Source organism: Falsigemmobacter intermedius (genome assembly GCF_004054105.1).
In the GTDB taxonomy this organism is placed as follows: Bacteria; Pseudomonadota; Alphaproteobacteria; order Rhodobacterales; family Rhodobacteraceae; genus Wagnerdoeblera; species Wagnerdoeblera intermedia.
Map to the genome: position 1 here is coordinate 56,433 of NZ_SBLC01000002.1, position 11,906 is coordinate 68,338.

An 11,906-nucleotide genomic window follows, 5' to 3' on the forward strand; every position below is an offset into this window, starting at 1 on the left:
TCAGTCAGCTCTGCGCTTCTGGTCTGGCGCAGATGCCGGTCAGTGAGGGGCGGGGATTTCTCCCCGCCCGAAAGATCAGCGCGCAGATTACTTGCGCGAGGCCGGTGCGCTGTCGTCGATCCAGATCGAATCGTAGTCCTGCAGCGCCAGTTCGGTCGCATTGGGCGCGAGGCCATGGACCCAGGGCTGATAGGCCATGACAGCTTTGTTGTAGTTGAAGAACCAGACCGGAGCTTCTTCCTGCAGCAGGTTGTTGGCCTGCTTCAGAAGCTCCATCTGCTTGGCTTCATCGGTCTCAGCACGAGCGGCTTCATAAAGCTTGTCGAATTCAGCATTCGAGAACTTCGTGTAGTTACAGGCCGCCTGTGCGGTCTGCGACCAGAAGCAGCGCAGCGAGGTCAGCGGGTCCGGACCGGTCAGGTTCGACCACATATAGGCCTGGAAGTCACCCGACTGAACGGTCGAGCCGAGGGCCGCCGATTCAATCGGCTTCGGCTTCACGGTGATGCCAACCTGCTTCAGCATCGGCAGGATGGCTTCGATGATCGGGACGCCCCAGGATTCGTTCGGGGTTGCGGTCACTTCAAATTCAAAGCCGTTCTCATAGCCTGCTTCTTTCAGCAGGGCTTTGGCCTTCTCCGGGTCATAGGCATAGGGCTGCGCGCTCTCATCATAAGCCGGCGAGCCTTTGGGCAGCCAGGAGACGGCACGAACGGCTTTGCCCTTCACCAGACGCTCAATGATGAGGTCCGAGTTGATGGCATGGTTGATCGCCTGACGCACGCGCTTGTCTGCCAGGGCAGGCACCGCTTCGGTGTTGAAGCCCACGTTGCGGGTGAAGGTTTCCGCGACCTCAAGGATATGGTCTTTCAGCGCGGCATCCTGCTGATAGGCCTGATACTGCACCGGGCCGAGAACCGAGACATCCACCTCTTTGTTGCGGAAGGCCACGTCACGGGCCGAGCCTTCCGGCATGACGATGATGTTCACGCGGTCGAGGTAGGGTTTGCCCTCTTCGTAGTATTTGTCAAAGCGCTCGACCACGACCTGGCTGCCCGGCACATGCTCTTTGAACTGGAAAGCACCAAGGCCGACCGGTTTGATCGCCTGCTGATCGAGCGGGTAATCCGACGGATAGATCGAGGTGGTCGATTCCATCAGGTTGAAGCCCGGGTTGCCTGCGGCGTTCAGGGTCACTTCCAGGGTGTGATCGTCGATCTTTTTCAGACCTTCGATCTCAGTGGCTTCGCCTTTGCCGAATTCAGCCACACCTTTGATGATGTTGATATAGCTCGCACCCGGCAGCGCGTTTTTGGCATCGGCCAGACGCTTATAGGTGAAGATCACGTCATCGGCGGTCAGCGGCTTGCCGTGGTGGAAAACGGCGTTCTTTTTCAGATGGAAGGTATAGACCGAGCCGTCTTCCGAGACGTCAACCTTTTCAGCCAGTTCCGGAACCGGCTTGTTGTTGTTCGAATCCCACGAGTAAAGCGAGCGGTGGATCGCATAGGTGACGAAATGCTCCTGGATATTCGGGCTGCCGTGGATATCCAGCGTCGAGAAAGCCGAGCCATAGGGCGCGGTGAAATTAAAAGTGCCGCCCTTGCGCGGGGTCTCGGCAAATGCAGTCGCCGCAGTGCCCAGAGCAAGCAGGGCTGCGAGAGAAAGTGAACGCATCATTCTGTGGTGCTCCCATGTGAAAATCAGATGTCCGGGTTGGTCCCGGTTATTCCCCGGCCCCCCGGCCTGTTCGCCTGAACAGGCCCGGGGGCTTTCTCTCAGCGTGCGTCGTAAACAACGCGCCCTTCAAGCAGCGTCAGCACGCATTTCGTATCGTTGAGGATAACTTCCGGAGTGTCCTCCAGCAGGTTGCCCGAAAAAACGGCGATATCTGCAAGCTGACCGGGGACCAGACGGCCCTTCACCCCTTCGGCCTTCTGCGAATAAGCGCCATATTCCGTCAGCACCTGCAGCGCGGTGTCGCGGGCAAGGACTTCGGTCTCATCCATCACCGTGCCCTTCCAGGTCTTACGGGTGATCAGCGCGTAGAGATTCGGGAAAGGGTTGGGCAGGCAGACCGGGCTGTCCGAGCCGGTCGAGGGGTTCATCCCCATCCGCTCCCAGGTGCCGATCGGGAAGGCTTTCAGCCCGCGCTCTTCGCCCAGCACGCTGACATAGGCGTCGCCGAAGTCATAGATGAAGGCCTGCTGCGGGGCGGGCAGAATGCCTGCGGCCTTCATTCGGTCGTTCTGATCGCCCCTGGGGAAGCCGCAATGCTCAATCCGGTGACGACGGTCGGCATCCGGGGTCTTTTCCAGCGCTTTTTCATAGGCCGTGATCAGCTGCTCAATCGCTTTGTCGCCGATGGCATGGCAGGCCAGCGCATAGCCTTTGTCATGCAGATCCTGCACGCGCTCGTAAACATAGTCATCGGGCAGCATCTGCACGCCGAAGTTATCGGGCTGGCCCTGATAGGCTTCGGACATCCAGGCGGTGCGACCACCGGCCGAGCCGTCGAGGAAGAGCTTGACCGCGCCCACGCGCAGAAGATCATCCCCTGCCCCGCTCACCAGACCCATGCGGTAGCAGTCTTCGACAATGCTTTTCGACGGATCGCCCAGCAGGGTCAGCCAGACCCGCACCGGCAGACGGCCTGCGAGTTTCGCAAACTCATAGGCGCGCATCTCTTCCAGACCCGCGATCTGACCCACAGCCGCATCCATGCAACTGGTGATGCCCAGCGACAAAAGGTAATTGCCGCCCGCCTCAATCGCACCGATCAGCTGTTCGGTCGTTGGCGTCGGCACAACGGAATAGACCAGATCCATGGCGTTTTCCGCCAGAAGCCCGTTCAGACGCCCGTTCGAGCGGCCAATGACGCCGCCATCGGGATCGGGGGTCTCATCGGTGATGCCGCCCAGTTCCAGCGCCTTAGAGTTGGCGATGGTGATATGGCCGCAGGCACGGGTGACCAGAACCGGATGATCGGGGGCCGCAAGGTCCAGATCATCGCGGGTCGGATGGGCGCCGGTCGGATATTTCGTCTGATCATAGCCACGCGCCCGGATCCACTGACCCTTCGGCGTGGTTTTCGCGCGCTCAGCAATCGCTTTGATGAGATCTTCAACGGTCGGCGCAAAGGCGGGGGTCGCATTGACCATGCCCATGACAAAGCCGGTGCCCAGCAGATGCAGATGGTTGTCGATCAGACCGGGGCTCGCAAAGCGGCCCTCAAGATCGATCACCTCGGTGGCAGCGCCCTTCAGGGCCATGATCTCATCCGGGCTGCCGGTGGCCAGCACCCGCCCCTGCCAGACCGCCAGGGCCTCGCAATAGCCTTCCGCTTTGCCGCGCCAGATGCGGCCATTGTGAAGGATCAGATCTGCAACTGCTGTCATTCTCGTCTCAGGCTCCGGTCAGGCGCAGTGTTCGAAAGCCCCACGGGCTTCCCTCTCCGATGCGCATCCGCCTGATCTCTGCGCGCCGGACTGAAGTCTGAAAAACAGGCTGACAGTTCGCAGCGCGGCTCTGACAGCAGCGGACCCGCTTTCGCAGCCCCTGCCGTGCCCCCCGCACCCTCGCACCTCAGCCTCTCCCCAAGCCTCACTGTGCGAATTTGCCTCACTGTGCGCCAGTGCGCAATGGGCACAATCTCATGCCCGCACCGCATAACCCTTCGAAAAACAAAAAAAATCGCGGCACCCCATCCAGGTGCCGCGAAAATCATCCCAGGAAACGCCAAATCTTTATGCAAATTCAGGGCTTCCGCCCTTCGCATAAATTTTCAGCCTTTGATAAAGCGCAGCGCCCGAAGGATTTCGAAGAAATCATCCGCCGCATAGGTGATGGTGCGGGGCCCTGCGGTTTTCACGCCCGGATACCAGCTCGACTGATAGGCCGTGACCGGATTGGTGAACTCAATCTTCACCTCAAAGGGGCCTTTGACGTCGGGCATGCGGGTTTTGTTGTCCTGGCGCAGAGCGCGCTCAACGCCCTCGCGGATCAGCTTTTGCGCCCGCTGCGGCGCGATCGAGTTTGAGCCATTGCCATAGCCCTTCAGCGTCTCAACCGTGACGATACCCGGCACTTCGCCCGCCACTTCCGCGCAGATCCCCTCATCGCCCGAAAGGAAAACCGAAGGCACCCCGTAGCGCGCCGCACAAAGCGCGTTGATGGTGAATTCTGAAGCGGGTTTGCCGTTCAGATACATGCAGGAGATCTTCTGGTTCGAAGTATGCGCCAGCGGGTTATCTTCGGTGCCTGCCCGCGAGTGATGCCCGGTAAAGACCGCCGCATCAAAGGTCTCGTCGATGCCGAACATCATCTGATCGGGATGCCCCGACCAGGAGCGCACCACCCGCACATAATCGGGCAGACGACCGACAAGGATGTTGCGGCCGCTGTCATGGGCATCCTTGACCACCACTTCGGTGGCCCCTGCCGCGCGGGCGCCTTCGCAGGCGGCCAGAACTTCCAGCGTCATCAGCTCGCGGAACTCCTCCCAGCCGCGTTCGCCGCGGATGGTTTCTTCCCAGTCGACGATCCCGGCGGTGCCTTCGATATCGGCGCAGATAAAGACTTTCATTGCTGGTTTTCCTTCAGCCAGTCGGCGAGTGAGGGGTAATAGCGGCTGTGGCCCCGGGTGCCCGGTGCGTGGCAAAGCGCGTTCAGCACGGCCTCCTGAGTGGCCTCAGCCGCCGCGCGGAAGGCCAGATCGATCAGATCATCCGAGAGGCGGCGCTGCGGCGCAAAGGGCGTGGCGGGATCGTGCTCCACCCGGTCTGCGGTGGTAAACATCACCGTCAGATCTCCCGAGCCATGACCGTAAAACGCCCCGAGCCGCGCCAGACCTGCGCCCGCGCGCTTCGCAACCCGCTGCAGCTGACGATCGGCCATCGGCAGATCGGTGCCCAGGATCACGATGACCGAGCCCTGCTCACGCTCTGCCAGGTCTTTGGGATGCGGGCGGCGGCCATCGGGCAGCATCAACTGCCCCGCGGGTCCAAAATTCGCCAGCACCAACGCGCCGAGGGTGAACCTCTCCTCACCGATCTCCAGCAGGCGCGAGGCGGAACCGATCCCGGCCTTAAAGCCGAAAGCCGTCATGCCGGTGCCTGCGCCCACCGCCCCTTGCGCAAAAGCGCCCGGCGCAGCCGCCTTCAGCGCTTCCGCCGCATGGTCCTGCGTCACGCCCAGCGCGCGGATATCGCTGATGGAGCCGTCATTGCATTCACAGACCAGCGCATTGACCGTCCCGGTCGTGCGGCCGATATCGTCGTTTTCCGCCAGCGCCCGGCGCACCAGGGCCTCGGTGCAGGTGCCGACGTTGAGGGTGTTGGTCAGCAGGATCGGCGTCTCGATGGTGCCAAGTTCCGCCAGCTGCATAAGACCCGCGGATTTGCCAAAACCGTTGATGACATCCACCGCCCCGCGCAGCTTGCTGCGAAAGAGATTGCCCTCTGCCGGAATGATCGCGGTGACCCCGGTGGCAAGGCCATCGCCCTGCAAAGTGACATGGCCGAGTTTTACCCCCGCCACATCGGTCAGCGCGTTCAGCGGCCCGGTCGGCAGATGCCCCTCAAAGCGGAGGCCGAGATCGCGGGCGGAGGCCTGATTGGTGCTCATATCGTCTCTCCCTCAGGCTTTGCGCCAGATCAGATTGCGCGCGAGCCAGACGCTCAGGCGAATGGCCTCCGGCGCGCCCTTCGCGTCGCGGATCAGCTTCATCGTCCAGTCCCCCGGCGCAGGCGCATCCAGCGAGCGGCGGGTGATCAGCTGCCAGTGATCTTTTGCGGCAGGCCGGATCAACTCCGGCCGCCCGATTCCCAGCGGACCTTTAAAGACCGCATAGCCCATGCCGCCCTGGGTGGTGATCTCCATCTCAGAGCCGATCTCTTCGCAGATCCAGCGCCCGGCCAGATCCTCGGGCGAGGTGTTGAGATCGCGCGGCAGCAGCGTCAGACGGGCGGCGTAGTTTTCCAAGCCCCCCGCCATGACCAGATCGGCCCCGTCGCGGGCAACCTTCACAAGACCGCCCCCCAGACTGCCATCCGCCTGTCCGGCCAGATCATCAGCTCCGGTGCCGAAATGCAGCCGCGCCCGGGTCCCCTGCGGCTCAAGACGCGCGATCAGACCGGTCTCTTCGCAATACCACTGACCCGCCATCTCTGCGGCCACAGGCTGCGCCTCAGCAGGTGTCACACCCAGCGCGGCGCGGGCGATGGCATGGGCGGCACCATGGGCATCGCCATGATGGTTCAGCAAAACCACAACCGAGAAGCGGCTCTCGCGCCCCGCCATGCGGAAGGCCCGGAACCCGCGCAGCGCGCCGCCGTGACCGGTGAAAAGATCGCCTGCGACCTGATGATGCTGCAGACCAAAGCCGTAATGCGCGGGCGTGCCGTCGCGGAACTGCTGCGGGGTAGCGGCGCGGTTATAAAGCGAGGCCGGATCATCGCGGGTGGCATCAATCCAGGCCTCATAGCTGCACATGTCGCGCAGCGAAGCCGCCATGCCCGCATCGCCCATCCACCAGACACCGTTTTCCGCCGGAAGATAGCCGGTCTCTTCGGTCCCCTCATAGCCTGCCAGACCATCGGGCGGGCTGCGGGTGTCAGAGGCGAGAAAAGCCCCCTCCATCCCCGCCGGCACCAGCACATGGCGCGAGAGGAGGTCGGCGAAATTCTCCCCCGTCTTTGCCTCAATCAGATCGGCGATCAGGCGGAAGTTGCCGTTGTTATAGCTGTAGCGCGTGCCGGGTGCGAAATGGCTGCTCTGCAGGTATGCGAAGGTTCTGGTCGCATCCTCAGGGGCAAAGAACTGCTCGGCTTTCGCCCCCATCAGCACGGTCTGCGCCCAGTAATCGCGCAGGCCCGACTGATTGTTCGCCAGGTCGCGGACTTTCGGCAGCTCGCCTTTGAAATTCGGCAGATGGGCGGGCAGCAGATCGTCCAGCGCCTCGGGACTGTCGCAGGCGGCCAGCATCACCATGCAGGTGAACTGCTTGGAGATCGAGCAGAGCGGGATCCGCGTCGCAGCCGTCATCGGCTGGCCCGTCTCAAGGTTGGCATACCCCCAGACCCGCTCGGCCACCACCCGGCCTTCATGCAGAATAGCGGCAGCGCCCCCCGGTCCGCGCAGGCTTTGCGGCAGGGCATTCAGCGCGGCCTCTGCCGCACTCAGGGAAAGTCTCGTCACGTCGGGTCTCCGGCTCATGCGGGGCTAACATGCCGAAGTGCAACCGAAAGGGGAAGAGCTTGACGCAGCCCCGGAGGCCGGTCATCTGAACGCCATGCAGACGCTTGACAACATCATCTCCGACCGCGGCTCGCGCTATGCCGTCAGCTTCGGCCCCTGCAGGGATGCGGCTGAGGCCAAAGCCTTTCTGAGCACGCTGAAAAAGGACCGCAAATTCGCCAAAGCCACCCATAACACCTGGGCGGCCTGGACCGATGAAGGGCCCTTGCGCAATGATGACGGCGAACGCGGCGCGGCAGCGATCATCCTGCGGATGCTCGAGCGCGAGGGGGTCCGCGATCAGATCTTCGTCGTCACCCGCTGGTATGGCGGCAAGCACCTGGGCGGTGACCGTTTCCGCCACGTCCAGGAGGCCGTGCGCCAGGGCCTTGCGGCGCTGCGGGCTGCGCAATGAGCCGGTGCAGGCCCCCTCTCCGCGGCATCCGCAGAGTAGCGAATTTCCGCAGTTCAGATGCCGGGCATCCCGGAGCACGAAGGTCCGCCTGTGTCAGCCTGGCCAGAGCGAGCGCCCCCAAACAGGGCGTCAGCTCTCTGTCGGTCCGAGCACCTCGCAAGCCAGATCACATTGCCGCCAGGGCACAGAGACAGTGTCATCATAAAGTACATCCCGCGCTTCCGACAGAAGCGCCAGATAGCGTTTATACTCCTGCGCCCCGTTGAAATACTGACCCCGCTTAGCTTCCCGTCTGGCGCGGTCAAAGAATTCCGAATGATATTTAAAATGGGCGAAAAGCAGCGGCCCGGGCGCGGGATTAATCTCCGTTGCGTAATGCAGCCCCACGGAGAGCCGCATCCAGGGCTGGTAGCGCAGCAGAGCGATTTTCTCGGCCACAAAATATCCCGGGGGCGAGCCGGGCAGAATTCGGTGCCGCAGCGCAGAGGTCGGCGCACTGCCCCTTCCGAAATTCCCGCTGAGCGTCGGGGTCTGCCGGAAGGCGCAGCGGTCGGCGAACGCTATTTGAGAAAACGGTTCAGACTGGCTGAGATCGGCATCCTGAAGCCGCCCTTTCGGATAAAGATCCAGCATCCCGATCCGGAACGCGTCATATCCGCTAAGGTCCCCGCGTTTCAGAAAATCCACAATGCCGGTCTGTTCATAGCCCGGATAAAGCAGCATCTCATCCGCATCGGCCACTAGGCTCCACTTCCCGGGCCGAAGCTGCGCCATCAGTGCGATTTTCCACTCTGTCCCCTGAGCCGTCGACCTGTAGGGTGCCTCGGCCGAGAAAACGAGCGTATCGGGCTGGTCCAGCAGGAACTCGAGCGTGCCGTCATCGGACATATTATCTGCGAAAATGAAGCTGCTGACGCCCAGGCTGCGGTAGTGGTTCAGAAAATGGCCAAGGATGAACTTTTCATTGCGCACAGTGGCAATAACCGAGATTTCGGCTGTCAGCGCCGCCTGCACCCGATCATCAGGGCTCACCTGAATCAGATGGGGGGAAGAGGTCTCCAACCCGACACTCCGATTGGCAGGCCAGATCATTGAAGGCCTGAGCCGCCCGCTGCGGAAGTCCCCGCGTATCCGGTGAAATCCGTCAAAGACGTCCAGATGCGCAACCTTTGTCACAGACATCTCTGAGGGGAAGAAACCCGGGCTCCATCTGACGACCGGCACACCATCCGGATGAACCCGGCGCATCTGGATTGTCGCACAATCGGTCTGCTGCGGAGTAATTCCGGCAAGCGCCAGCAGATCGCCGGCGAGTTTATCTTCCGAATAAGAGACACTGCAGAGCCGCTGTCCCTGATACGTCCCGACCTGCGCCGTAACGGCGAAACAACTCCGGCGGCTGAGTGCGTAGGCGGAGCCGCCATCCGCATAGGCCGAGGGCTCCGGCGATTTATCCAGCTCCATGCGTGCACGCAGGCTTGCGCTGCGGCCCATATGCCAGGCGGGGGGTTTATCGCCCGGATTCCTGCGGATGATACGGCCGTGATAGTCATGAAACCGGTGTGACAGGCTGAAGAAGTAACTTTCAACGTCAAGATAGCAGTCATCATCGATCTTCAGGATGTGACTGAAGGGCGTATTCCGGGCCGCCCATTGCAGCATGGACAGGGTCTTGCGCGGCAGAAACTCATAGCTGTCGTCGACATTCAGGCGGAGAATATCCCCCTCAGTGCTGTCATCTCCCTCTCCCGTCACCACCAGCCAGGGGATGCCAAGGGCATCGAGATCCTTTGCCCAGGTCTCGCGTATCCTTGCCACCCGGCTGTCCAGATTCGCTTTGCAGGAATAAATCAACACCAGGGTGTCAAAGAGCGCCGGTGACTGCAGCCATTTCTTCCTCGATTCCGCCGAACAGTCTCCTTCCTGCTTCGTTCCTGTCCTGACAATCTGACGCAGCCTGGAGAGGATCGCTCTGCAAGCCGGCTCTCCCTGCGCCGTCGGTGCGCACTCTGCAAGTCGGCGTGCCACGGCGAGCAGGACCGGATCATCTGCCGACAGGGGCGGATTTTCAGCCAGAAAAGCACTGATCAGCGCCTCCAGAGCTTTCCGCAGCGCCTGATGGCCGACGCGCAGCGCATCGCAATAGATCAGCAGGGCCATCCGCAACCGCAGCCCGGGACTTTGAGCCTCCGGCAAAGACAGCAAACGGCTGCGGAATTCCGCAAGCATGCCCCTCCCCTCATCCGGGTCATCCCCGGAGGATTTCAGGAGCTGCAGGCTCAGCCGCGTCAGGGCGATCCGCTGATCATGGCTTTCTGATCGGTGCTCATGGCAGCAAAGACCGGCGAGGGCCTCTTTCGCCGGAAGGCGCAGTGCCTCTGGCAGGGGCGGCGCGTTCGGGAAAGCGGCAGCGCGAAGGAGATCGCCGGCGAAATCCGGAGAAAGGCTGTCTCCCGCCGGACCGTGTTCGTCTGCCACCCCAAGGGCTGCAGCGCCGAAAACCTCCACCCGCATCCGCGACAGCCCGAAGGCGCCTGTCCGCTCAAAAGCGCGGAAAGCCTGGCGCAGAGCCATAAGATCCCTCCTGTCCCCACGCGCGCGCGCCAAGGCCGAGTCCTGCAGCACGGCAAAGGCGGCCTGCCCCTCTGCAAGAACCGCAGAGCGGGGGAGGATGTCCACGGGCATCTGCGACAGCTTCTGCCAGAAGGTCGGCGAAAAAGCGTGGCAACGCAGCACAGAGGCTTCGATCCTGTGGCGCAGGCCGCCGTGGAATGCCGTCGCAGCCGCCAGCAGTTCTGCCGCTGCGGCGATCATACGCACACAGGCGCCCCGCCCCCAGTAGGGCTCCGACATCTTCTCAGCCAGAGCGAGGAAAGCGTAAATGACGCCTTCTTTCTGGTGCATCTTCAGCGCCGGCTGAGTGCTTTTCAGCACCGCATGCAGCGTCCAGGCAATCGCGGAAGTGTTCAGCCAGTCGTTCGTGCGCGTGGCGAGTGACTGCAGCACCTCAGCGGCGGCGTCATATTTCTGCGCAATGACAAGCCAGGGCAGCATTGCGCTGGCGGTCCAGCCATCCCCCCTGCGCACGCCGGCCTGTACGTCCGTTCCCGTGCATGTCGCAAGTTCGGCAAGTGCCTCAAAGCGGTCTGTGGCACAAAAATGCTCTGTCAAAGCCACCAGTTGCCCCCGCCGCACGTTTTCAGCCAAGTCCGCAAAAGAGGAGCCCAGATCGCGCAGGACGGCTGGATGCTCTTCGGGCGCTGTCGCGCCAAGCCGTGCAAGAAGCGCCTCACGCCATTCTGCACCGAGGGCCTGATCAACAGAATCTGCTTTCGGCTGCACGTCCTCCGGCTCGGGCACCGCATCCGGAAGAGGAAGTTCCATAAATTCTTCCAGCTTGTAAGCCAGGGTCGCACAGCGGATAAACCCGGCGGCTTCCGGCGACAGGTCCGGCCAAAGCCTGGCGTATTTCACGTGCTCCAGCGCCGTAAGCGCCTCAAAACGTGCCTGCAGCGGGTCGGGGCAGCGCCGCACGAAAGCTTCGATTGCGGCCAGCATATCGCTGCGGTGTAAGTCCAGCCCCGGGAGGTCGGCCCCAGTCCCCGCCTGCGGCAGATTCAGCCTCAGACAGTCTGCCATGCCGGGCAACGTCCAGAGAAACCCTGGGAAAACAACCTGTAGACCGGAGAGGCCGGGACGGTCCTCTGAAGCAGGCAGAAGCGCGGCAGGAAGGCTGACGTCGCTGCCCGCCACCCCCAGGCAGGGCGCGGAGGGCAGCGCTCCGGGTGGCAGATCGAGACCATAGATCATCAGATCTTCACCGAGCTTCAGCTCCGGCGCAATCAGCGGCGGCGGCTTGCCACCGTTCATGGTCAGACTGTCGAGGGAGATATCGGGTGAAAGCTCCAGCCCGATAATGCCGTCCTGATCCGCAGGCAGACCCGGCAGACCGGTCACGCGCCGGCCGTTAATCTGCAAAGAGCCCCCGTCCGGTCCGAGTTGCAGCGACACCTCCATTGGCGATGCCGCATCCACAAGGAGCGGCGCAGCACGGGGGGCGGTCCAGACGCCGTTATGCAGCGAACTGATCAGCGCCACCTTCTCCGCAGCCCGTAGGGAGACATGAAGCGGGATGTCTGCCTCACCCAGGCGGCGGAAGTTCAGCTGATGCCACTTCTGTTGCGGCGGCGTGAGAGAAAAGCCGAGGACGACGGGCTCAGCCGCAGGACAGGGGAGCAGTTTCACGGTAACCTCA

The 11,906-nt window shown here is 62.3% G+C and carries 7 protein-coding genes; 1 reads left to right on the forward strand and 6 read right to left on the reverse strand.

The genetic code is table 11. The features are described from left to right. Positions 1–87 precede the first annotated feature (87 nt). From EP867_RS01410 to EP867_RS01430, 5 genes are all read right to left on the reverse strand, one after another. On the reverse strand, positions 88–1,680 hold the full coding sequence (locus tag EP867_RS01410) for an ABC transporter substrate-binding protein (RefSeq protein ID WP_128486432.1): 1,593 nt from the start codon (positions 1,678–1,680) through the stop codon (positions 88–90). 98 nt (positions 1,681–1,778) lie between these two features. After that, the gene (locus EP867_RS01415; RefSeq protein WP_128486433.1) at positions 1,779–3,398 is read right to left on the reverse strand and encodes an amidohydrolase; all 1,620 of its coding nucleotides are present in this window, start codon (positions 3,396–3,398) and stop codon (positions 1,779–1,781) included. A gap of 386 nt (positions 3,399–3,784) precedes the next feature. Then, entirely contained in the window at positions 3,785–4,585 is an 801-nt protein-coding gene (locus EP867_RS01420; protein ID WP_128486434.1) for a M55 family metallopeptidase, read from the reverse strand. Further along, positions 4,582–5,625: a DmpA family aminopeptidase gene (locus EP867_RS01425; protein WP_128486435.1), complete on the reverse strand. Its 1,044-nt coding sequence runs from the start codon at positions 5,623–5,625 to the stop codon at positions 4,582–4,584. The genes EP867_RS01420 and EP867_RS01425 overlap by 4 nt, the downstream gene beginning before the upstream one ends. A 12-nt stretch (positions 5,626–5,637) precedes the next feature. Then, positions 5,638–7,197 (reverse strand): D-aminopeptidase, encoded by a 1,560-nt coding sequence (locus EP867_RS01430; protein WP_241656783.1) that lies wholly within the window; start codon positions 7,195–7,197, stop codon positions 5,638–5,640. 94 nt (positions 7,198–7,291) lie between these two features. Between EP867_RS01430 and EP867_RS01435 the strand changes: the two genes are divergently transcribed. Further along, positions 7,292–7,651, forward strand: a complete 360-nt coding sequence (locus EP867_RS01435; RefSeq protein WP_128486574.1) for a YigZ family protein — start codon at positions 7,292–7,294, stop codon at positions 7,649–7,651. Positions 7,652–7,780: 129 nt separating this feature from the next. On the opposite strand, the gene EP867_RS01440 is transcribed toward EP867_RS01435, so the two are convergent. Then, on the reverse strand, positions 7,781–11,896 hold the full coding sequence (locus EP867_RS01440) for a glycosyltransferase family 2 protein (protein WP_128486437.1): 4,116 nt from the start codon (positions 11,894–11,896) through the stop codon (positions 7,781–7,783). Positions 11,897–11,906 lie beyond the last annotated feature (10 nt).